General features: G+C 36.4%; 23 protein-coding genes. 8 read left to right on the plus strand and 15 right to left on the minus strand.

Translation table 11 applies throughout. The annotated features are described in order from the left end of the window. The first annotated feature begins 136 nt into the window (after positions 1–136). Positions 137–736: an FMN-dependent NADH-azoreductase gene (locus PR808_RS00760; RefSeq protein WP_206084226.1), complete on the plus strand. Its 600-nt coding sequence runs from the start codon at positions 137–139 to the stop codon at positions 734–736. A 64-nt stretch (positions 737–800) separates the two neighbouring features. Here PR808_RS00760 and PR808_RS00765 read toward each other — a convergent pair whose 3' ends face one another. The 3 genes from PR808_RS00765 to PR808_RS00775 are packed head-to-tail and all read right to left on the minus strand — an operon-like array spanning position 801 to position 3,950. After that, the gene (locus PR808_RS00765; protein WP_206084225.1) at positions 801–1,130 is read right to left on the minus strand and encodes a YdbL family protein; all 330 of its coding nucleotides are present in this window, start codon (positions 1,128–1,130) and stop codon (positions 801–803) included. Beyond that, positions 1,127–1,300 (minus strand): YnbE family lipoprotein, encoded by a 174-nt coding sequence (locus PR808_RS00770; protein ID WP_206084422.1) that lies wholly within the window; start codon positions 1,298–1,300, stop codon positions 1,127–1,129. Before PR808_RS00770 ends, PR808_RS00765 begins: the two co-directional genes overlap by 4 nt. A gap of 49 nt (positions 1,301–1,349) precedes the next feature. After that, a complete protein-coding gene (locus PR808_RS00775) occupies positions 1,350–3,950 on the minus strand; it encodes a YdbH family protein (RefSeq protein WP_272538458.1) in 2,601 nt (866 codons plus the stop codon). Positions 3,951–4,182: 232 nt separating this feature from the next. Here PR808_RS00775 and PR808_RS00780 point away from each other — a divergent pair, with 232 nt between their 5' ends. Continuing rightward, complete coding sequence (locus PR808_RS00780; RefSeq protein ID WP_272538459.1) at positions 4,183–5,181, plus strand: 2-hydroxyacid dehydrogenase; 999 nt, start codon at positions 4,183–4,185, stop codon at positions 5,179–5,181. Between the two features lie 15 nt (positions 5,182–5,196). Continuing rightward, positions 5,197–5,634, plus strand: coding sequence for an META domain-containing protein (locus tag PR808_RS00785; protein WP_272538460.1), 438 nt, complete (start codon positions 5,197–5,199; stop codon positions 5,632–5,634). An 82-nt stretch (positions 5,635–5,716) separates the two neighbouring features. On the opposite strand, the gene grxB is transcribed toward PR808_RS00785, so the two are convergent. Further along, positions 5,717–6,355: a glutaredoxin 2 gene (grxB, locus tag PR808_RS00790; protein WP_206084221.1), complete on the minus strand. Its 639-nt coding sequence runs from the start codon at positions 6,353–6,355 to the stop codon at positions 5,717–5,719. 179 nt (positions 6,356–6,534) lie between these two features. On the opposite strand from grxB, the gene PR808_RS00795 reads away from it, so the two are divergent. Both PR808_RS00795 and PR808_RS00800 read left to right on the plus strand, forming a co-directional pair. Continuing rightward, positions 6,535–7,134, plus strand: a complete 600-nt coding sequence (locus tag PR808_RS00795) for a DJ-1/PfpI family protein (RefSeq protein ID WP_206084220.1) — start codon at positions 6,535–6,537, stop codon at positions 7,132–7,134. A gap of 497 nt (positions 7,135–7,631) precedes the next feature. Further along, positions 7,632–7,943, plus strand: coding sequence for a helix-turn-helix domain-containing protein (locus tag PR808_RS00800; protein ID WP_206084219.1), 312 nt, complete (start codon positions 7,632–7,634; stop codon positions 7,941–7,943). Between the two features lie 182 nt (positions 7,944–8,125). On the opposite strand, the gene PR808_RS00805 is transcribed toward PR808_RS00800, so the two are convergent. From PR808_RS00805 to PR808_RS00835, 7 genes are all read right to left on the minus strand, one after another. After that, on the minus strand, positions 8,126–9,121 hold the full coding sequence (locus PR808_RS00805) for a fimbrial protein (RefSeq protein ID WP_206084218.1): 996 nt from the start codon (positions 9,119–9,121) through the stop codon (positions 8,126–8,128). Next, positions 9,112–11,598, minus strand: a complete 2,487-nt coding sequence (locus tag PR808_RS00810) for a fimbria/pilus outer membrane usher protein (protein ID WP_442960043.1) — start codon at positions 11,596–11,598, stop codon at positions 9,112–9,114. The genes PR808_RS00805 and PR808_RS00810 overlap by 10 nt, the downstream gene beginning before the upstream one ends. Positions 11,599–11,607: 9 nt before the next feature. Further along, positions 11,608–12,309 (minus strand): fimbrial biogenesis chaperone, encoded by a 702-nt coding sequence (locus PR808_RS00815; RefSeq protein WP_206084216.1) that lies wholly within the window; start codon positions 12,307–12,309, stop codon positions 11,608–11,610. Positions 12,310–12,427: 118 nt separating this feature from the next. After that, on the minus strand, positions 12,428–13,048 hold the full coding sequence (locus tag PR808_RS00820) for a fimbrial protein (RefSeq protein ID WP_206084215.1): 621 nt from the start codon (positions 13,046–13,048) through the stop codon (positions 12,428–12,430). A gap of 1,563 nt (positions 13,049–14,611) precedes the next feature. Next, a complete protein-coding gene (locus tag PR808_RS00825) occupies positions 14,612–14,842 on the minus strand; it encodes a putative hemolysin (protein WP_206084214.1) in 231 nt (76 codons plus the stop codon). A 178-nt stretch (positions 14,843–15,020) separates the two neighbouring features. Further along, on the minus strand, positions 15,021–15,230 hold the full coding sequence (locus PR808_RS00830) for a hypothetical protein (protein WP_206084213.1): 210 nt from the start codon (positions 15,228–15,230) through the stop codon (positions 15,021–15,023). Positions 15,231–15,608: 378 nt separating this feature from the next. After that, the gene (locus tag PR808_RS00835) at positions 15,609–16,067 is read right to left on the minus strand and encodes a hypothetical protein (RefSeq protein WP_272538462.1); all 459 of its coding nucleotides are present in this window, start codon (positions 16,065–16,067) and stop codon (positions 15,609–15,611) included. A gap of 974 nt (positions 16,068–17,041) precedes the next feature. Here PR808_RS00835 and PR808_RS00840 point away from each other — a divergent pair. Continuing rightward, positions 17,042–17,791, plus strand: a complete 750-nt coding sequence (locus tag PR808_RS00840) for an SDR family oxidoreductase (RefSeq protein WP_272538463.1) — start codon at positions 17,042–17,044, stop codon at positions 17,789–17,791. A gap of 36 nt (positions 17,792–17,827) precedes the next feature. Here the strand turns inward: PR808_RS00840 and PR808_RS00845 are convergent, their stop codons facing one another. The 4 genes from PR808_RS00845 to PR808_RS00860 are packed head-to-tail and all read right to left on the minus strand — an operon-like array spanning position 17,828 to position 20,373. After that, positions 17,828–18,268: a YcgN family cysteine cluster protein gene (locus tag PR808_RS00845; RefSeq protein ID WP_206084209.1), complete on the minus strand. Its 441-nt coding sequence runs from the start codon at positions 18,266–18,268 to the stop codon at positions 17,828–17,830. A 20-nt stretch (positions 18,269–18,288) separates the two neighbouring features. Continuing rightward, a complete protein-coding gene (locus PR808_RS00850) occupies positions 18,289–18,945 on the minus strand; it encodes a fumarylacetoacetate hydrolase family protein (RefSeq protein ID WP_206084208.1) in 657 nt (218 codons plus the stop codon). Between the two features lie 20 nt (positions 18,946–18,965). Continuing rightward, positions 18,966–20,054: a lytic murein transglycosylase gene (locus tag PR808_RS00855; protein WP_206084207.1), complete on the minus strand. Its 1,089-nt coding sequence runs from the start codon at positions 20,052–20,054 to the stop codon at positions 18,966–18,968. A gap of 49 nt (positions 20,055–20,103) precedes the next feature. Beyond that, positions 20,104–20,373, minus strand: a complete 270-nt coding sequence (locus PR808_RS00860; protein ID WP_272538464.1) for a YcgL domain-containing protein — start codon at positions 20,371–20,373, stop codon at positions 20,104–20,106. 129 nt (positions 20,374–20,502) lie between these two features. On the opposite strand from PR808_RS00860, the gene minC reads away from it, so the two are divergent. Together minC and minD are read left to right on the plus strand one after the other, a co-directional pair. Then, positions 20,503–21,204 (plus strand): septum site-determining protein MinC, encoded by a 702-nt coding sequence (gene minC / locus PR808_RS00865; RefSeq protein ID WP_272538465.1) that lies wholly within the window; start codon positions 20,503–20,505, stop codon positions 21,202–21,204. A gap of 23 nt (positions 21,205–21,227) precedes the next feature. Next, complete coding sequence (gene minD, locus PR808_RS00870) at positions 21,228–22,043, plus strand: septum site-determining protein MinD (RefSeq protein ID WP_206084204.1); 816 nt, start codon at positions 21,228–21,230, stop codon at positions 22,041–22,043. Positions 22,044–22,045 lie beyond the last annotated feature (2 nt).

Genomic DNA, 22,045 nt, shown 5'->3' on the forward strand with positions numbered 1-22,045 from the left:
ATTTTTTAGTTCTTGTTATTACATAAATAATACCATCAGTTTTTTTGAAGAAGGCAGTCTAATTTTCTTTCTATCAATCAGTTAGCTATCACGTATGATTATACGTAAAGCAACATCAATAAATTTAAGGACCATAATGAGTAACGTATTACTATTAAAATCAAGTATTCTGGCAGACAATTCTCAAAGCAATAAAATAGCCGATTACTTTATTCAACAATGGCAAGAAAAGAACCCTGAGGACACTGTGACTGTTCGAGATCTCGTCAATGAGCCAATCCCTGCCATTGATGGTGAAATTTTAGCAGCTTTTGGCCCTAGTGACACGAAAACAGAGCAACAACAAGCACATTTAGACCTGTCTAATTCCTTAATTGAAGAAATAAAAGCACATGATGTCATTGTTATTGCTGCGCCAATGTATAATTTTACGATCCCCTCACACTTAAAGCATTACTTTGATTTTATTGCGAGATCAGGCCATACATTTAAATATACCGAACAAGGCTCTGTCGGTTTACTGGAAAATAAACGGGCATTTGTCTTAACCAGCCGTGGTGGAATATATAAAGATACCCCAGCAGATACCATGGTGCCTTATATGACTTTATTTTTAAATTTTCTGGGTATTAAAGATATTGAATTTGTTTTTGCCGAAGGCACAGCTTTAGGTAATGGTTCAGTCGAAAAAGCCCACCAGCAAGCTCAACAACACATTAATGGCCTTATTGTCTAAATCAATCATCAAAACAACCTAAACTACCTTTGTTATACTTTGCGCACTTTCTGAGTGCGCATTTTTATTTTTTCTTTAGCCATTGACCATTAATACCTCGCACATATTCCCCAGCGTTCGCCCTTTCGACTAGTTTTTGCCCTGCTATTCGAGCGACTTCATTGGTTTTAAGGTTATTTTTGGACGCAATTTCGCTGTACTTTTTTTCCCGTTCACGATTAATTTGTTCTGCTAATTTAACGGCTTCAACATTCTCAGTTTTTACTACCGCTAAGTAGCCTGATAGCGTTTCACCCAAAACCCCTTTTTCTTTTGCTTCATCCACCGTAAGTGAAAATGCTGAAAATACACTTAATAGTGAACACAGAGTTAATACTTTTATTATTCGGCTCATTTATCGCTGACCTCCCCGAATAAGTCGCTGTTTTCTTTGAGTAACTCTTCAACTTGTCTGTCAGCTTTTATCTGTATTTCGTGCTCTATTTTCACATTCATATTAATATTAATTGGCTTATCTGGTGTCGCGACTTCTACTCGCAAACATGCCACTAAGAAAAAAGCCATAATAATCACTGTACTTACTTTTAATGTACTCACGTTATTCCTTAAACCTTCATAGGTTCTTTTCAAGCCATTCTTCTAAAGAGCTACCAAATCGTAAACTACGCCACAGCTGAAAAATATTTTCTTCATGTTGGTAGTTTAAATGCACCTCCCGTTTTTTCTTTTCTTGAGCGTTAAAGCCTTCAAGGATTGTTTTCATCGTTAGCTGCCCTAGATTAGTGATATTCACATCGGTACGGCTACGTTTTATTTCTAAATACTGTAACCAGCCAATGGCAGACCCCGCAGAAATATTATCTTTTTGAATAGATTCTACAAATTGTGTATCTAACCGTAAGGTTAAAGGACCATTGTTTTCTACCCATCCTTGCTTGACTATCCACTCAGGATTATTCAAATAAAACGGAAGTTCACCATTTACTTTGCCTGAAACGGCAAATTGAGATACTTTTAGTATGGTAAATAATTGACTCAGTTCAATTTGATGTAATCGTATCGTCGATGCATCCGTTTGCGGCCAACGTAATAAGTCCATAGAGACATCACCGCCCAACATTTTAAACCCAACATTTGTGAGTTTCAGTGGTGCTGAATCTGTTGGCGGATAAGTTCCAACTAAGTCGGCTTTAATATCCGTCAGTTCAAAAAGGTTGTTGAGCTTTTTAATTCGCAATTCTACGGGAGATTTTTCCCCAAAAGTCCATGTGCTTTGCTTTAAACGCCATGGTAATACAAAATTTAAGCCAGATAACTCACCATCTTTTAACCAAAGACTTGTATTTTCCACACGCCAATGTCCACCAGCAATAAACCCATCCTCTGGGGTAATTGAAAATGCCGCTTGTGAGAATAACTTACCTTGCTTAAGTTCGAGTCCAAGATCGGCAGGTATTAATGTTTGAAATGCGGTGACAGACTGTTCTGGCCAGCGTGCCTCCCCTCTTAAACGCTCACCATCCCAACGCCCAAAAATAACAATGGGCCCCACATCTTGCGTGCTTAAATCACCTTTTAATTGAAATTCAGCAGGTGACTTTCCTTTAATATCCGCGTTCACTGTTATTTTTGGTAAATAACTTTCGACACCAAACTGCATTCGATTACTGGTTAATTGTAATGCACCATTAAAGCTAGCTTTTGTCCCATCTCTTTGCCACTGCAATGGCTTTGTGAGTTTTAAGCGTGGGGCACTCATCGATAACAAACCATATTTAATTTGATCGAAGCCTGTTGTCAGATTATTTAAGGTAATTAATGAGTCTTGCCAACTACCATTGCCCTTAATATCCCAACGTGCTGCTAATGAAGGTAATTTGGCATTTCCCCAGTAATTCCAAAACCACTTACCATTATCAAGGGTAAATTTATTGGCTTTACCATCAAGGTGAATATCAAAGTCCCCCCAATATTGCTCTTGCACTTTTAATATTGCCTGTAGCCTTCCCGATATTCCTTCTTCGCTTAAAGATGTTCCAGCCAAAGGTAAACGGATCTCTTTTAACATGATCGTTGGCGATGCTCGCCCATAAGCTCTTAATAATGAGCCTGATAGTAAAGAGATTTTAGGTGAGGTTAATTGTCCTGAAATTTTCGCAGGCAGATTAATATCAAGAACCATATCATCATATTTAACTTGCCCATTTAGCTTAAAATCAACATCCGTATTTAATAAATCAAGATGCGTTTCTGGTAGCGTTAATACAATATTCCCCTTACCTTTCTTCGCCTGCGTCAACATATTCAAGCGGCCAGAAAAAATCATATCGCCTAATGGTTTTTCCCAATTTTCAATTTGAAAGCTGACACCACCTTCTATGGGTATCCCTGCCTCTTCCCATTGCCATTTTCCTTGTGAAACGGTAACTATTGATGGTGATAATGCCCATGGAAGATTCAGTACCGTTTTTTGCATATCCGTGTCAGTGACAATTAACACTCCATTTTCATCTAGCCATGCTAATTTTGCTTGTAAATGTTTTTCAGGGCTTAATAATTTAAAATTGGCCTCCAACATTCCTTTTTGTGGAAGTTGGCTTGCAATGAGTGGTAATTGAACATCACCTGTTAATGTTATTGTTTGCTGTTGTTCTGGTAAAAATGCCGAGAACTCACTGATCACCAACTGTTTATCTTTAGTAATCAGCGAGGATAATCTTAAATTATCTCCTCTAAAATCAAACTGCAAAGGGATGTTTTTATCTGAACGGCGTAACCAAATACTCCCCTGGTAGTCATCCCATGGTTGGATATTGATATTATTTATGACCATAGAAAAAAGAGGAATTTTGTCAATCAGCTCAGCAATATTTAGCGGTTCTCCAGATGCCATTTCATCCGATTCAAGTGCGCTAATACACTCTGTAGAAACGTTAACATTATCTATATTTAAATGAAGTGGGAAAAAAGAAAGACGAGCATTTTGCAAATCAACAAGTTTGCAATTCTTTGCTGTTAAACTGAGCTCAGCGATCTGTAATTGCCCCTGAGCCATTCTTGGATCTAAAAATGATAATTGAAGTGGCTTTGGTAAGTAATGAGAAGCAACAACAGGAAGCCAGCGTGCGACTGTTATCCATAATATAGCTAAGAGAATAGCACTCCCTCCGAAAAACCAGAGTAAAATTTTGCCAGCTCTTTTAAATACCTGCATCAACTTCGTCCTTGTGAGATTAGCTCAGTACCATGATTGTTGAATTTTAATTCAATCTTTACATTAACTCGTTGTCTAAAAAGCATAAACCATATTCATATGTAAACAGATACCTATTTTCTTAATTTCTAGGTGATTTACAAACTTAATTGTCTTATTCTGAGTTTATCTTTTGTAGGTACACTATTTTATCTACTATTTTTATTGGTTCCTAAAAATTGGAGTCTCTTCGATGAAAATTGTTTCTTATAGTACCAAACAGTATGATCGCAAGCACATGGAGCAAGTTAATCAAGGCTCAGAATTTAATTTTAGTATTGAATACTTTGATTTTCCATTAACTGTTCAAACCGCCAAAAATGCTGTGGGGGCTGACGCAGTGTGTATTTTTGTTAATGATGAAGCCAATCGTGCTGTTTTAGAAGAGCTTGCAGCTTTAAATATTCACATTTTAGCTTTACGCTGCGCTGGGTTTAATAATGTTGATCTTGAAGCTGCAAAAGAGCTTGGAATTCACGTTGTTCGTGTTCCAGCTTATTCGCCAGAAGCGGTTGCTGAACATGCGGTTGGAATGATGCTGTGCCTAAACCGCCGGATCCACCGTGCTTACCAACGAACCCGTGATGCGAACTTTTCGCTTGAGGGTTTAACTGGCTTTAACATGCATAATCGTACAGCAGGGATCATCGGAACGGGCAAAATTGGGCAAGCGACTTTACGTATTTTAAAAGGTTTTGGCATGCGCTTACTTGCACACGATCCCTACCCTAACCAAGCAGTTTTAGACTTAGGTGCAGAGTATGTTGATTTAGATACTTTATATAAACAATCAGACGTTATCTCTCTTCATTGCCCTTTAACACCTGAAAACCATCATTTACTCAATGAAAGCGCTTTCAGTAAAATGAAAAAAGGGGTCATGATCATCAACACAAGTCGAGGAGCCTTAGTTGACTCTGTCGCCGCAATTAATGCATTGAAATCACAAAAAATCGGTTCACTTGGCATGGATGTCTATGAAAATGAACGTGATTTGTTTTTTGAAGATAAATCTAATGATGTGATTCAAGATGACGTTTTCCGCCGCCTTTCATCTTGTCACAATGTATTATTTACAGGCCATCAAGCATTTTTAACTGAAGAGGCTTTAACCAGTATTAGTCAAACAACTCTTAGCAATATTGATCAGGTTAGCCATGGCAAAGCCTGCCCGAATATTGTTAATGCTTAATTGGACGTTGGATTGATGAAACGTTTAATTCCACTGACCTTATTGGGTTTATTATTAGCGGCTTGCCAAACACATCAAGTCGATGCGAAGAACGACGATAAATCGATTCGAGATGCTTTAGTTCACCATCGCTATGTTTTAACTGAAGTTGACGGTAAACCCATTAAAGCAAAACAAACTGTTCCTTACATCGCTTTTGGAGAAAAGATGTTTGTTTCTGCCTCAATGTGTAATGACTTTAATGGATTAGGCTATATTAATAACGCTAATATCACCGTTAAAAACCTGGCCAAGACGGAACTTGAATGTGTTGATGAAGATTTGTCTAAATGGGATACCATGTTAAAACGCATGCTTATAGAAGGTGCGACTATTAATTTAAAAAATAATCAACTCGTCTTAATTCAAGGACATTACAAATTAGTGTATTCCTTGCGTGATTACGTCAATTAGTCTCATATTCTAAATACAAAACCGTACTCATTAATGTGATTTCAAATGGGTACGGCTTTTATAGACCTATATCTATTCAAAACTACTTAGCCTTATCGAACAACAAGTCCACTTTCGTGATATGTGACATTTTATCCATATAATTACGGATATTGCTACTGAAAGCTAAGCCAGCAACAATACTTAAGCTACGTAACGTAGGAAAGATATAAAAATCGTTTATATCAATAGTCTCGCCGCGGTTTTCTAGCCAGACATCTAATAATGACATTTGAGGTGCGAGTTCGACGAGTAAAGTATGTGTTTCTTTTCGAAATTCAGCCAAGTCACCATAGGATTTTGACGTTCTCTCTTTATATGCAGCTCTAGCTTCATTTGTGCTTATTTCTGGGAAATCCGTTTCGACAAAACGGGGAGTCACTAATTTAGAGACGACACCAGATACGGCTTTAGACCAAGTTTCAATTTGTGGTGATAAAACCCCCGTAGCGTATTTTTTTTCACTTAGCTGGTCAATATAATGCACAATGTCTAGGCTTTCTGGTAAATAGCTCCCGTCATCTTTTTCTAAGATCGGTAGCATTTTTTTACCGATCATTCGGATGGGTGTCTCATGATCGTTATCCAACAGAACGATTTGCTCTACTGCAATATTTTTTAAGCCCAAAATCATTCTTGCTCTAACGCAAAATGGGCAGTGGTCATAGATATACAGTTTCATTTTTCACCTCACGGATAGTGATAAGCGCCAGTAGAACCTTAGTAATAGTATATGTTAATGCACATATTTTGGGATTAATTTTTGTTTTTAGACACTTTAGTGTTTGGTGCACAAAATCCCAATCTAAAAAATAGCATTATGGCAGAATACCTATTTTGAAAATAAGAAATCAATCCCCTATGCCTATAAACAATATTGCTATTATCCTGTTTGATCGATTTGAAACCCTTGATGTGATGGGGCCTGTTGAAGTATTTGGTCGGCTCGACCATTGCCAAATTGATTTTATTTCACCAACAGGAATGCCAATGACAAGCTCTCAAGGTGTAACTGTTAATACGCACATGATTTCAACTCCATCCTATCGGCACATATTGATCCCTGGAGGGCAAGGCTCCCGCCCTCTTTCTATGGATGAAGATTATATCCAGTGGGTAAAAACACAGTTTGAATTTGCAGATACTGCCATTTCGGTTTGTACAGGTTCTGCCATACTGGCAAAAACCTCACTGTTAAATGGAGTAAAAGCAACAACGAACAAACTTGCTTATGAATGGGTAACCAGTCTAAATCATCTTGTTAAATGGCAACCGCTTGCACGTTGGGTTCATGATGGTAAGTTTTATACATCTTCTGGTATCAGTGCAGGTATTGATATGTCTCTACAAATCGTCAGTGATTTTTATGGTGTTGAAATAGCTAAAAGCATTGCATTAAGAATGGAATATATATGGAATCAAGATCCGAGTAACGACCCTTTTGCAAAAAACATCATATAAGATGTTTTTTAGTTTTTATACTCTACCTTATCGAACATTTATTACATTATGTTATTTATCAATGAGTATAATCAATATTTAATTATCTAGATTAGATATTAAGGATCAGAATATTAACAATGAATTATCCATACATTAACTCATTTAAAAAATTGAATACTTAATTTTAATAAAACCTTAATACATTGATTTTAATCAATGATTTAAAATTCACGCTGAATTAGATTGTTGAAATAATATTATAATGATAACTTGATAACACCAGTGCCATTAATTTTATTGGTTATATTAACAATTAAAAGTGAACTTTTTCTTTTAATATCGTAAATATCCCACACTAAAAACAATGACTTTAATTATTTTATTATAAACAGAGATTTTTATCATAATTATGAGCATTAAAACTTTCAAATCGCTTTAATTTTTAATATACTATTCCCGTAATAGTTGACTAAAAATATCAAATAATAACCCTTCACAAAAATCGAGGATGTCATATGGACATTCATAGTATTATCGGTATAAAAATAAAAAACCGGAGAAAAGAACTTGGTCTTTCTGGCGCTGATTTAGCTAATAAATTAAATTTAAGTCAGCAACAAATATCTCGATATGAGAATGGTATAAATAAAATACCTATTAACCATTTAGTTGATATCGCTGAAGTTTTGGATTGCCCAATCGAATGGTTTTTTCATGGTTATACAACTAGTTCAAAATCAAATAAAAACAAGCTATCTAATGAAACTAGCCAAGAATTAAAATATACAGCAGAAAGTGTCATTGCTCCAATCAAAAACCGTCCCTAAAAAATTTTTATTAAGATGGTCATTAATTATAAAAATAACATGGATGCATCAGCACCATGTTATTTTTATAGTTTGAGTTAAATAAAATGCCAGTCGTTATAATAACAACTGGCATTTTATAATAATTTAAACTCAATACATATTAATTAGTTTCTTGAATATTCCTCAAAAAACCTATTCAATTAATCATAAGTGATATTAAATACCATTTTTGAATTTACTTCACCAGCTGAAGTTGAACTGCCATATTGGTAATATCGAGCCTTGTAATTTAAATCAAGATACTTTGTTTGTCGATCTGCTAAGACTCCAACTCTATACTTGTCATTAAATATAAGTGGTTTATTTGTATTACGTTCTAAAACCTGTACCCCGACGCCAGCAGCTCCATTTGATGACTTAATTTGATTAATCAAAACACCTTGTCGGTTATTCATCTTGTCTGGTACATCACCATTAAAAGTCATATTCACATTTGCAAAGCCAGAATAGCTAACACCACCACTACAGATCAATCTAATATCAAAGTTTTTCTCACCTGCAGTTGTACCTACACCATTGAGCTGAGAACGTTTAATTGGATCCAAATAAACATTTTTTTCATTCCCCCCCTCTACTTGGCAAGAAGGAGAAACTATTGTAATTGCTTCAGCATCTAACTTCGTTACTAAAAATGGATTGTTATTTGGAATATACCCATAAGAGGTATAGTAACCACTCGCAATAACACCAGATCCTGTAACAGGAGCCGTTTTCACTAAAGTTAAAATAAACTTCGACCCAGCTAAGTAGTAGTTACTTGATGTTGGTGCATAAAATGTATCTGGGTATGTCATCCTTATCGCACCTTCACGGTGAAATTTCATACCAATTCCAGGAACATTTGTCTGATAAATTTTATTCCCTACAGGAACAAGACTCGACATAGTAACTAATGCTGAGATCGGTGTATTTCGAGTACAGTATGCATAAATAGCACTTGAGTTTTCTCTCATATCCCACGTTTGTTCAGCGATTGTATCCCCAACATTTAAATTAGGATCTACCACGACCCGTCCCATCTGCATATTAAGCTCATATGTACGAGTCGAAGTACGATTACAATATGCAGAAGCATAAGTTGCAGTAAGAAGCAATCCAATTCCGATATACAAACGATATTGTTTCGTTATTGACATAAACTTTCCTTGCTGTTTCCAGCTTCCAAAGAGAATGAACACTGGCCATTGTCCCATTTAATGAATGCTTCTTTCGCGGTTTCACTGCTAATAAACACAGTTCCTCCTTGCCCAACAATACCGATTGACTCGCCATTTTTATCAGTCACATTCGCGCCGAACGGTAATGATTTATTGCCAGGTCTTATGACATTAAATGCAATATTTTTTTCTACTTTAGTACCAAACTTAATTTTAACTACGCTGCCTTCATAAGGCACAACTTGGCTTGTTGTATTTTCGAAAACAATATCTTCTGGGCTGCCCTTAGGGTCGATTTCTACATTGTTAATACGATAAGCTCTTACATAAGGTGCGATAGCGTAACCATTACTATCTACACGAGTTCCTGGCGCCCCCATAATGGATGCACCTTCAGCACCTTTTGCTTCAATTAACGCTAATGTTGTTGAACTATTAGGCGTCAATGTCACTCCCCCCGAGTGCACAACCATAGAACCATTAGCACCCAATCCAAATTGGCGGTATCCCTGGCCTTGGCTATAGTTAGCGTTGGTATTTACGAGTGAGGTACGGTATCCCGTATTCAAACCAATATTTTTCTCACCACCATTTGCAACCGAAGTGTTTATACCATAAGTCCAGTTATTCTCTTTATCGAATGCACCACTCGCACCAATTTGAGTTGAACCAAATTTTTCGTTATTGAATACTGTATTTGACGTCAATGTTGCACTCTGGCTTTCGCCAAAATACAGGGGATAACTCAGATTTAAACTTATACGGTCGTCTTTTTTATTATTATTAGTATTATCTGCATATACTCTCATCAGCGCGATACCATATGAGAGACGGTTATAATTATTGTTATAACTCAGTTGATATTGCTCTTCAGTTCCTGATTTATCCCAATAATTAGAGATACGGCTAGTAAAATAAATCCCACCGTACCCTTCTGGTAAGTTTTGGTTTATTGTATAGCTAAAGCCGTTCTTTTCGCGGCCTAGCGTATTTTCTACGCCACGCTTATCATTATCTATTGCATACAATGCATTATTAATATTGTAATAATCTTTTGTTGAATATCGATAAGCAGCTAATACTAGGTTAGTATCTGTCTGTGTGAATAAACGACTAAATGTTAAACGATAGCTTTGCCCATTCTCGGTTCTATATTTAAATGCAGTTCTTGATTGTGTTAAGTCAACTGCAACTGCACCAAATCCAGTATTGATACCTGTACCAACTAAATAAGCCTGGTAGTCATCAAATGCTGTCACACCGCCATAAAGTGTAAATGTATTATTCAAACCATGCTGAATAGTTCCCTGCATAATAAAGGGACGATTTCTTAATCCATCAGCATCTGCTTTACCACTAGCAACTTGATATCGAGTGAAACCTGGGCGTAATAATTGCGCTAACGATGAATATGGCACACTGAAAGTCGTTTCATTACCATCAGCTTCTTTTACTGTTACAACCAAATCATTCCCATAACCTGATGGATAAACATCCGTTAAGCTAAAAGGACCTGGAGAGACGGTTGTTTGGTAAATAATAGAGCCATTTTGCCTGACAGTGACCAAAGCATTACTTTGTGCTATACCTCTAATTTCAGGCGCATATGTTGACATCCCATCAGGGTACATGTTGTCATCTGTCGCCAGCTTTGCGCCACGTAAGCTGATACTATCGAATAGATCGCCATCTGTATAAAATTGCCCAGCAGTCGCTTTTGATTTTAATCCTGCAATAGGTTTTTGTAAGTAAGTTTGATTGCTATTCCAATTCGTACCATCATGGCGCTGCCAGTTAAGGTTGCCAATATGCTTGAACAACCAACCATCAAAGCTTAACCCAGCATTTAATCCAAGGTAAGCGCTGGCGTTATCAGTTCCTTGAGAACCACTAGTATGATTATCATAATAGTTAGCCATATAGCTTACATTCAATGCAGGGATCCCTGTTTCCCAAAACTGAGGAGAAACATATCCACGGGAAATTCGCTGCTCATAAATTTGTGGAACAGAAATATCTAAACGTAGTGTCGATGCGTGGAAAATATCCACAACATCTTTTTCATTATTCCAATCTTTTAATGGTAAGCAACTGTCACTATCTTGGTTAAGTGTTGGGTTCAATTTTTCAGTATTAATACCAAAGTCAGAAAGCATTGCTGGCGTGTAGCACACCGCTAATCGACCATCTTTCTGCTCTTCAAAATTGAGATCATAGCGCCCCTTCCAGTTGTTATTTGTGTAAACATCAACTGAATATTTTCCAGGGCTAATTCCTGAAGAATTGAATCGCGCCAGATCAACGTCTTCTTTACTACCTATAATAAAACCACTATTAAACTCATAGGTTGTATCTTCTTCACTCCATGCATAAAATGTAGGTACCATACATGCAGTGACAAAGCAGGTCACAGAGAGCGTATTGCTATATTTATTTATTAACTCTCGCTGTTTCATCATATATTCCTATTTAACGGTAGTTTTCACCGCAATATCTGATCCATAATCATTAATATTATTAATTACGATGTTACTTCCTGAACTTACGACTTTTTTTAATTCTACCGTTGTTTGACTTTTGGGCTCTAATAAAACAGTTTTTTCATTTAAGCCAGACTTACCATCTGTTGAAATCTTTGTAACCGTAATATAGTAAGGAGTCGGATTATCGATAATAATATTCTTACCACTTGATTTGATGACAAGTTGTTCTGGCGCTAATTCACGACTACCGAGTCCTGTGGGGCGATAAAAGAATTTAAAGCGAGAGCGGATCGCTAATTGCAATACATTCTGATTATCACCTTCCTTACCTTTAGCCACTGGTGGAATGTCTAAAATATTTAACCACCATAAACTTTCTCTATCCTGAGGAATACTTCCTTTATCCATTAATTTGATTCGTAATGTTTGGCCACCTTTAGCCTCTACACGTGAAATTGGCGGTGTAATTTGAAAAGGTGTTTTTATCGTATCTGGCGTTTCCGATGCATCACCGGTATCAAGCCAAGCTTGTGCAATCGCAGGACGATCCGCTGTGTTGTTTAATTGCACGGTAATTTCTTTTTCATTTCCAGGGTAAATAAACCGTGTGCCATTGACGATAATATTATTAGCAAATGAATGCATACTGAAAATGAAGCAGAATATAAAAACTATTGCTTTCATTTAAACCTCAAAATAAAAGCGGCAGTATAGCTACCGCTTATTAAAGTAATATTTACTTAATATTCAAATAATGTCATAGGAATAACACTAATAAATAAATAATTAACTTACTGATCTCTTATTGGTAAGTGATTTCATAAGTAGCATAGCTTTTAACTTCACCTGTCGTTACCGTTTTAGGTGTAGAAGTTGCATAACCAACGTAATATTGGAAACGAGCTCCGTTCTCAACTTTAGTTACATCACCAGTAACTTTTTTCTGTGTTGGGTTACCAGGGATAATTTTACCTGTTAAGTCAGCGCTATCATCAACAGATAGTGCTAATTGGATGTTAGAAGCACCTGTGCTTTCAGTATTTGCTAAGTAACCTTCTGATTTCCCAGATGCACCTTGCAGTAAGTTACCACCAGTCCAGTTAACATTTAATAATGTTTTATCAATTGCTGCATCATTCGCTTTATCTTGCACATCTGCAGCAACACAATTAGTTACATCAATAACAAATGGCTTAGCTTTCAGTAAAACGTCTGCACCACCGTCACGAACTTCTGCTAATGAAACTGGCGCTAAGTAAACGCTAGCATCGCTACCTTGGCCGTCAACAGAAACAGTACAAGAAACATCAGTCACTTTACCGTGAAAGTTAACTTGGCCACCGCCAACGTTTGTACCAGCAGCGTTAGCTGTTGATAAACCGATAATTGTTGTTGCAACTGCAGTCAGTAATACTTTCTTCATTTTCATTTCCTAATATGAGATTTTTATTCTTACACTTATAAGAACTCATTAAGTTTTTGTTTTATTTAGTGGTAAAAATGAAAACAAAAATCCTATCGTACAATAAATATACGAACATTAAGGCTTATGTTTCATTTTGAAACCTTCTGCATTAATACAAATAAATATGTTTCTTAATTAGTCCTATTTTCAATTAATAATCATATGCTCTATATGATCTCGAAAAGAGGATACATAATAACTTAAATTTTATTAAATCGTTTTTATCATTGCATATCAAATCATTTGATAGATGATATCTATTGAAAATGATCTATTGATTGAGGTATCTGATGTGTTGTTTTCGCTGATTTACACGTAAAAAGTTCAATTTTTAGATAAAAAAGTGATTTATAATAATTTTCTAGAGTTTAAATATTTAAATTTAAACTTAAATAGTTTTTTATAAAACACGTTTTTCTGACTTATAGTGAAAAAAAAGACATTTTACTTACATTTGGATACTTTTTATCGCAAAATATCATCCAGACACATCATATTTAGAATAGTAAACAGAACATTAAATATAAATTATTTTAATGTATTTTCATGAGGATAATGATTAAATTCTCAAAGATTAAAAAAGTGATAATAGCGAATTATTATGCTTAACCCCAAGAAAACACCTAAAGCGAGTATTTAGGGTTAATCATATCAGTAATTAGATTTATACAGAATAATGGTTAATACATATGAATTAAGGAATTATTTGAATCTGATTTAATCCAAATAGAAATATATAAATGGAAGGCTAAAAAAAAATAGATGGAAAAATAATAATAAAATCGCAATAAAATGCTTTATTCATTCAACAGCACAAACAAATAATACATCTTAATGAGATTATCAATAATAGAAACAATGTAAAAAAAAATTATCATTGTTTTTGATATAGAATAAAAAAAGCCATCAGTTAGTATAAAAAACAAACTGTTCTATATCAATTTTCGCATTTCATAACCATATGAAAACCATCATGATTTCTTAAAACGAACACCTCCCCAAAAAAAGATATTAACCTTCATTTTTAGCATTAAGAATATTCTTAATTTACACATATAGTGTGTAAGAGTGTGATCAACCACCTTAAACACATCAAAAAAAGACCAGTAAATAAACAATATCCTATCTTAAATTGCATCATATCGTTTTTATACATATTCGATTCGTGCAATAAGACCTATTTTTACCCCTATTACATAACATAAAGTAGCTAACTCTATTTTAGTATTGTTTTTTGAACATAATGAGACAATGCCCCATAAAAATATTTTACATCAACAATTTACGATAGTTCGATCATGTTCAACATTAAAAGCCATATGAAACGATAAAAATGTTGCCATCGAAGCACTTAAGACGCTCTACAAAATTTATACTAGACTCATGATAACTATCGAATAGATAACGACACTACTATTATCGGCCAATAACAGTAAAAGGTGAGTGAAAAATGATTTATTTTTGATTAAGGAAAAGCAAAAACCAAAACAGATTTTTGCTTTAGGAGAAAGGCTAGATAATTTATTGTTGATCTCTGCGGTATAAGGCCCACTCTTCTATCTTCTCACCTGAAGGTAATGTACAAATACCCACTTGCCCTTCCCCAGTATCAATAATTTCAGATGTTCCACCAATTTTCCCACAATAAACTGAAGCTGGATTAGCCATTCCAATAGGCTTTGTCATATTCGCTTCTTTTGCGGTACACCCCACAACTAAAACTAAGGCTGAAAAGACCAGGTATTTTTTCATACACATCCTTATTTAGGTTAAGTTAAGTCAATTCATCTCACGACGAAAAACAACATCCCAATACTCCTTCAATGAGCCTTCTTAAAATGACCCATAAGAACATTACCAGGCTATATATTTACGGCCCTAGCCCAAGCGCTATAAACAACTTATGTTATGAATAAATTCCTAAACTAAATTATTTCTTCTTACGATTATCAAAAATAACAATTAAAATCCCTAAGCAAGCAACAACAAGACTCCCAATAATGTAATTTTGCCTATCAAATGCGAGGCCTGCATCTTTTATATTCTCACCATAGACGATAGGTATACTTACATCCATATTATATGATAGAAAAGCAGTAATGAGCCCAATAATCGTTAAAACGACACCAAACGTTTTCATTCTGTTCCCCTTAGATTACATTAATTTAGGATATGTTAACTAACAACCTAAATAAAAGCAAAGCTTATACTTACCATTACACTTTATATTTTAACAAAAAATGCGCAGCATATTAACAACACCACAAACTATTTTCGACGAGATTTGATAACTAAAATTATATTAAAAAATTAGTCTAACTATTTAAAGGCAATCATGAGTGATTAGCTAAAAAGCATAATTAATCATTAATGCATGATGACTAAACCTTTCTAATAAAGGAAACTGTGATGTAGAAAAAAGGATATCCAATAATGTAATTAGATCAAGTCCAGGTAAGGATGCTTCCATTTTAATACCTATAATTAGAGAATAGAAAACTACGCCTTTATATTAATGTTATGGTGCTATTACTGGAATTTCATTCACACAACGTTGTTGCCAAATTTTTTGAAAATCAGCTTCAGGGATCATCTCACCTTCAAAATCAAATAAAGGAAAAGATAAAATATTCTTTTTATTTTTATCTTTTGCGACTTGAATAATAAATTTTTCATACTGGTAAGGTGCTTCATCTTTAAAGGTGAATACTTCACCACACACATTCCCTATTATATTATGAGGGGAGCCTGCAGCTGCTGCATACAGTTTCACATTTCTAAACTCTGTCGCTTGTGGTTGATACATAAAGTTTGCCACCATCAATTTAGCCTGAGCCGTTACATCCAATTGAGGATTAAGGTTTAATGAGACACCAAGTACAAACGCAAATAGTATCAATATTAAAAAACAGAGTATGCGAAAGAAGGTTGTAATCATAAATAAAAACCATTTACGGTGAGCATAATTAAAATTCACCTCCTATCAGGAACAATAAGAACAATATAAGTTAGCTAGTTATAAAAAATCGTGGATATTTAACAATACCCCCTACTAGTAACGTTCAAAAACACCGTAGTCTGGTCTTTCCCCTCGCATAACGGCGCGTTGTTGTTCGTGAACTGCTTCTCTATCTATGCACTTTTGCTCCGATGTACGCAAATCTTTATGCGGCTTTGGCCATGTAGACTTATTAGGTTCAAAAGTTGGATTCGAAGAACATCCTGAGATGATGCATAAACAAAGCAGTGAATATATAGATTTCATGTTATTTCATAATTTCATCGAAAATAAGCAAGAAATCTAGCAAATTTGACGAATAATAACAATTAATTAAGTACTTTTAACTATATAAATTTAAAATTAAATGTAAATTTATACAACATTGTAATAGATGTAAAAATTTGTTAGCTTATTCACTTGTGTATTTAACTTAAAGTAAATTAAGTAGATACACTAACATCAAACAACAGGAGTAAACTCCATGATAACGAAGTACACTCTATTTATCGGGTTTTGGTCAATTCTAGCACTGAGTGTTGGAATCATTTATTCCCATATTTAATACACCAGCAAAAACAGGTTTATTTATCTGAACGTTCTAACAAACTGCGTGCCTGTTATCCGATAGAAAAAAGGCACGCAGTTCTCTTTCCGTCCCTATTTGTACAATGACTATAAAACCAATAGTGATAATTTAAAAACTAAGAAAGGCTCTATCGTCTCAACTGCAATAAGAGCCGCTTTTCCCAAAATAGCAACCACATTAGACCTTCTATTTAGCCCAACTATCATTGAATATATTTAAAGAAAACCATAAAAAGGTATTCATCAAAGATAGTCCTATCTCTCTCTACATATTTAAATTCCTATCATTAAATTATAAAGCAAGAAACAGAGATTGCTATCGTCTCACCTAAGTTATGGTTTATACACATAAACTAAGGAGCATCATGATGTTATTAAAAAACAAAGTTGCAATTATTACGGGAGCATCTTCTGGCATAGGTAAATCGACAGCCCTTCTATTTGCTAAACATGGAGCATCTGTCTGTTTAACTGCAAGACGCGAAGAAAACCTCCGCAAGATTGTAAGTGAAATACAAGGATATAGCGGTAAGGTCATTTATCATGTGGGTGATATCTGTGTAGAAGAGACGCATAGTGCCATTATCGATAAAACACTTAATGAATTTGGTAAGCTTGATATTGCAATAAATAATGCAGGCTCTGTTGGTACTTTAAAATCTTTAGCGGACTTTACGTTAGAAGAATGGTTTCAAGTACAAAATGCAAATATTACCGCTGCATTTATGGGGGCGAAAAGCCAAATTCCTGCCATGATTAAAACAGGTGGTGGATCACTTGTCTTTACATCTAGCTTTGTAGGAACTAGCTCAGCTTTACCTTATATGACGGCCTATGGCGTAGCGAAAACTGCTTTAATTGCCTTGGCTAAAGGGATCACTGCGGATTATGCCACACAAAATATTCGAGCAAATGCTCTATTACCTGGCGGTGTAAATACAGATATGGCTGGCGATCAACAGCAAAGAGATTGGGCTGCTAATTTACATGCTATGAAAAGATTGGCTGAGCCTGAAGAAATCGCTTCAGCCGCATTATTTTTAGCCAGTTCAATGTCAAGCTTTGTGACAGGAACTGCGCTGTTTGTAGATGGCGGCAATTCTGCCATCAAGTAAAAAGCAATACTAACTTTCAACGAAAAATCGGAGCCGTTAACCCCTACCTTTTGGTCTATTCATGATGTGGTCTTCCCAATCAACCACATCAATTTCCCTAACGGCAATATGCCGCACAGACACACCTTCATTATGCATTGCAGCTTTGGAACCTGTTTTTAACGGGTGCCAAGCAGGTAAGCTTTTTCCTTCAAGCAATAAACGATAAGCACAAGTCGTTGGTAACCACTCAAAAGTTTCTAAATTATAACGGTTGAGCTTGATGCAATCCGCCTCGTACTCAAAGCGATTTTCATAATGCTTGCACTGGCAGGTTTTCAAATTTAATTGGTTGCAAGCCACATTGGTGAAATAGATTTCATCAGTATCTTCATCCATTAATTTATGTAAGCAACATTGCCCACATCCATCACACAAAGATTCCCATTCATCATCTGTCATTTCATCTAGTGTCTTAACCTGCCAGAACTGCGACATAATACTTATCAATCCTATACTTAAATAACTCGAGTTGTCAGCGAGTGGTCATTAATCGATAGCTTTAACATATCACCAGAGGCCAATGGACCGACACCTTCTGGGGTCCCCGTCAAAATGACATCCCCTGCACGTAATGTGAAGAAGCGGGACATATAGCTAATAAGAGGTAAAATCGGCGTGATCATATCACGCGTTGAGCCTTCTTGGCGAATTTCCCCATTAATTTCCAGTGATAACTGAACATTCTGCAATTCACTTGGATTATTGACTGGAATAAACCCTGAAATTGGGCAAGAACCATCGAACGCTTTACTTTTTTCCCACGGCTGACCCGCTTTCTTAAATTTTGCCTGTAAATCACGCAATGTTAAGTCCAGCGCAACGGCATAACCTGCAATTGCACGAGAAACACGGTCTTCGTCCGCATTTTTTAATGGCATGCCAATCAAAATTGCCATTTCGACTTCATGGTGAACTGCACCCAAATCCTTTGGAATAACAATCGATTGAGTGATATCACAAAGTGCAGTTTCAGGTTTGATAAAGATAACCGGCTCCTCGGGTACAGCTGAGCCCATCTCTTTGATATGCTTGGCATAGTTACTACCTACACAAACAACTTTGTTTGCTGGAAAATCAAGTAAAGCACCTTGCCAGTCACGATGTTGATACATAAGGGTAACTCCTATTATCGTTATTGTATTTTTTGAGCGATGCCATCGGCCATCAAGCTAACACTCAATGCAAAATAGTATGAGCGATTCCAATGCATGATGGTGCGAAAGTTCTCTGTCACTAAAAATGTTCTACCTTCAGGATCATCCGGAATAACAACCCATGTTTTTACATCCGGCGATAGTTGTGCAAATGCAGGTAACTTAACCCCTAATTGCTGCCAATCACTGACAGTTTTACCTTGTTCTGCTTTAACGCCTTCTAAAGCTCGGCCAAAGTCCGCTGGTAAACTGACTTGGTAGCCCCATGGTAATTGGGATTGCCAACCTTCTGTTGATAAATAATTGGCGATTGAGGCGAAAACATCCGCTTTATTATTCCAAATATCCATCTTTCCATCGCCATCACCATCTGCCGCATAAGACAAATAGGATGTTGGCATAAACTGACTCTGACCCATCGCACCAGCCCATGAGCCTTTTAATTGCTGGTCTTCAGGGATATACCCCTTATCCATTATCTCTAGTGCTGCCAGCAATTGCTTGCTAAAAAGCGCTTCACGGCGACCCTCGAAAGATAACGTGGCGAGCGCTGAAATGACGTCTTCTTTTCCTTGTGAGCGCCCAAAGCCACTTTCAAGCCCCCAAAGGGAAACAATAAATTGCGGTGGAACGCCATATTTTTGGCTAATTGAATCAAGCAGCGCCTTGTTTTCAATATACTTATCATACCCCGCATTGATACGTGATTGCGGAAGGACATTTTTCAGGTAGCTTGCTAATGTGACCGTTGCTCTTTTTTCTGGCTGCCCTTTATCCGCTTTTACCACTCGTTCGATAAAATGAATATTTGCAAAACCACGTTCGATCGTGGCGGGTTTGATCCCTTGAGCAATAGCATGTTCTTTCAATAATTCCACATAAGCAGGAAATTGCGAAGGTTCACGCTGCTCAATAGGAAACGCTTTATCTAGTGCAGCAACTTCTTGGATAATCGCCGCACTTTGTTCCGCAGTAATCGGTTGAGTCGCAACCGTTCCATGTTGTTTCGCTGAGCAACTTGCTAAAAGCAAACCAGCGACTAATGTATATAATAACGTTGGTTTCATTTGTATCCTCCAGAGCACACAAAGCTTTTCAGGTTTTTCTTAAATTACTTTAAATATTAAGCTCTTTATGTTCTGAAAGCAGATCCTCCACTGGAGGCGGAAATTGTAAGTAATAACCAACTTCTTGTAAGTCAGCCTTAACTCGTGATAAATCAGCATTAGCAAGCTTTTCGCGCTTGTCTAACGCAATCACCATAGCAAATTGAGGTGTTCCAAATTGGGCTAATAACTCTTCAGGAACGCGTGAAAAATCATCTTTATTTTCAACATAAAGATAGGTTTGTTCACGCTTAGGGCTTCTATAAATTGCACAAATCATTATATTTAACTCTTTTTCTTAGTTCATTAGCTTGCTTGAAGAATGTAGTAACTATAACATGCTATTGTTTTACAGAATATCTTCACCCGAGGATTGTTTCGGAAATTTTAATTTGCTGAGTCTAGATAGATGCCACAATCGCCAATAGAACTTAAAGGCAGCAGTTTTACTCTTTCAGTTATTCACTTATACAGTGAAGAGCCTAAACTCATCAAAAAAGCGCTGCAAGAAAAAGTAAGTCAGGCTCCTGATTTCTTTAAAAATGCCCCTGTTGTCATCAATATTGCGGAATTAACTGCACATGCAGATTTATACAGCATACATAAATCTGTGGTTTCTGCGGGGTTACGTATTGTTGGAGTTAGTGGGTGTACAGACCCTTTATTGCGCCAAAAAGCCAATGAAGCAGGCTTACCAATATTAAGTGAAGGTAAAAGCCAGAAACCTGTTGAAATTCAGGCTGAGGCAAGTGTTGCCACGGTACAAAATGAGCCCGTTTATCGTAAGACTCGAATTATCAATACCCCTGTTCGTTCTGGGCAACGTATTTACGCACCAAATAGTGATCTTATCGTCACAAGTAATGTAAGTGCAGGTGCAGAACTGTTAGCAGATGGTAATATTCATATATATGGTGTGATGCGCGGTCGTGCCTTAGCAGGTGCTTCTGGTGATATTGAAAGTCAGATTTATTGTACGCATTTGCAAGCAGAGTTAGTCTCTATTGCAGGTGAATATTGGCTGAGCGATCAAATCCCTGCTGAATTTCTCGCCAAAGCAGCTAAACTTCGTTTAGTTGATAACAAACTTAACATCGAATATTTAAATTAGACCTTATTTACAAGGAATTATTCATGGCACGCATAATTGTAGTGACTTCTGGTAAAGGTGGTGTTGGTAAAACCACTTCAAGCGCGGCCATAGCAACTGGCCTAGCACAAAAAGGGAAAAAAACTGTCGTAATCGATTTCGATATCGGTCTACGTAACCTTGACCTCATCATGGGGTGTGAACGTCGAGTTGTCTATGACTTCGTCAACGTTATCCAAGGTGATGCAACGCTAAATCAAGCCTTAATTAAAGACAAACGTACCGAAAATCTGTTTATTTTACCTGCCTCACAAACGCGTGATAAAGACGCATTAACCCGTGAAGGCGTGGAAAAGATCCTTGATGAGCTCGGTGATAATCTTGGTTTTGATTTTATTGTCTGCGATTCACCTGCAGGTATTGAAAGTGGTGCATTAATGGCGCTGTATTTTGCTGACGAAGCCATTATTACGACCAACCCAGAAGTGTCTTCAGTTCGTGACTCAGACCGCATTTTAGGTATTTTAGCCTCTAAATCACGTCGTGCAGAAAAAGGCCAAGACCCAATAAAAGAACACCTTCTACTGACCCGTTATAACCCAGGGCGGGTGACCCGCGGTGATATGTTAAGTATGGAAGATGTGCTGGAAATCCTTTGCATTCCATTGATTGGGGTTATTCCAGAAGATCAATCTGTTTTGCGCTCATCTAACCAAGGTGAACCTGTTATTTTAGATAAAGAGTCTGAAGCAGGCCAAGCTTACGATGACTGTGTCGCGCGTATTTTAGGTGAAGATCGCCCTATCCGTTTCATTGAAGAAGAGAAAAAAGGCTTCTTAAAACGCCTATTTGGGGGGTAAAT

The organism is Providencia sp. PROV197 (genome assembly GCF_028479625.1).
Taxonomy (GTDB): domain Bacteria; phylum Pseudomonadota; class Gammaproteobacteria; order Enterobacterales; family Enterobacteriaceae; genus Providencia; species Providencia vermicola.

Bases quoted from the DNA above. Each gene is read 5' to 3' on its own strand.
- PR808_RS00760 (WP_206084226.1), top strand. From the start codon at position 137: ATGAGTAACGTATTACTATTAAAATCAAGTATTCTGGCAGACAATTCT.
- PR808_RS00765 (WP_206084225.1), bottom strand. From the start codon at position 1,130: ATGAGCCGAATAATAAAAGTATTAACTCTGTGTTCACTATTAAGTGTA.
- PR808_RS00770 (WP_206084422.1), bottom strand. From the start codon at position 1,300: ATGGCTTTTTTCTTAGTGGCATGTTTGCGAGTAGAAGTCGCGACACCA.
- PR808_RS00775 (WP_272538458.1), bottom strand. From the start codon at position 3,950: ATGCAGGTATTTAAAAGAGCTGGCAAAATTTTACTCTGGTTTTTCGGA.
- PR808_RS00780 (WP_272538459.1), top strand. From the start codon at position 4,183: ATGAAAATTGTTTCTTATAGTACCAAACAGTATGATCGCAAGCACATG.
- PR808_RS00785 (WP_272538460.1), top strand. From the start codon at position 5,197: ATGAAACGTTTAATTCCACTGACCTTATTGGGTTTATTATTAGCGGCT.
- grxB (WP_206084221.1), bottom strand. From the start codon at position 6,355: ATGAAACTGTATATCTATGACCACTGCCCATTTTGCGTTAGAGCAAGA.
- PR808_RS00795 (WP_206084220.1), top strand. From the start codon at position 6,535: ATGCCTATAAACAATATTGCTATTATCCTGTTTGATCGATTTGAAACC.
- PR808_RS00800 (WP_206084219.1), top strand. From the start codon at position 7,632: ATGGACATTCATAGTATTATCGGTATAAAAATAAAAAACCGGAGAAAA.
- PR808_RS00805 (WP_206084218.1), bottom strand. From the start codon at position 9,121: ATGTCAATAACGAAACAATATCGTTTGTATATCGGAATTGGATTGCTT.
- PR808_RS00810 (WP_442960043.1), bottom strand. From the start codon at position 11,598: ATGAAACAGCGAGAGTTAATAAATAAATATAGCAATACGCTCTCTGTG.
- PR808_RS00815 (WP_206084216.1), bottom strand. From the start codon at position 12,309: ATGAAAGCAATAGTTTTTATATTCTGCTTCATTTTCAGTATGCATTCA.
- PR808_RS00820 (WP_206084215.1), bottom strand. From the start codon at position 13,048: ATGAAGAAAGTATTACTGACTGCAGTTGCAACAACAATTATCGGTTTA.
- PR808_RS00825 (WP_206084214.1), bottom strand. From the start codon at position 14,842: ATGAAAAAATACCTGGTCTTTTCAGCCTTAGTTTTAGTTGTGGGGTGT.
- PR808_RS00830 (WP_206084213.1), bottom strand. From the start codon at position 15,230: ATGAAAACGTTTGGTGTCGTTTTAACGATTATTGGGCTCATTACTGCT.
- PR808_RS00840 (WP_272538463.1), top strand. From the start codon at position 17,042: ATGATGTTATTAAAAAACAAAGTTGCAATTATTACGGGAGCATCTTCT.
- PR808_RS00845 (WP_206084209.1), bottom strand. From the start codon at position 18,268: ATGTCGCAGTTCTGGCAGGTTAAGACACTAGATGAAATGACAGATGAT.
- PR808_RS00850 (WP_206084208.1), bottom strand. From the start codon at position 18,945: ATGTATCAACATCGTGACTGGCAAGGTGCTTTACTTGATTTTCCAGCA.
- PR808_RS00855 (WP_206084207.1), bottom strand. From the start codon at position 20,054: ATGAAACCAACGTTATTATATACATTAGTCGCTGGTTTGCTTTTAGCA.
- PR808_RS00860 (WP_272538464.1), bottom strand. From the start codon at position 20,373: ATGATTTGTGCAATTTATAGAAGCCCTAAGCGTGAACAAACCTATCTT.
- minC (WP_272538465.1), top strand. From the start codon at position 20,503: ATGCCACAATCGCCAATAGAACTTAAAGGCAGCAGTTTTACTCTTTCA.
- minD (WP_206084204.1), top strand. From the start codon at position 21,228: ATGGCACGCATAATTGTAGTGACTTCTGGTAAAGGTGGTGTTGGTAAA.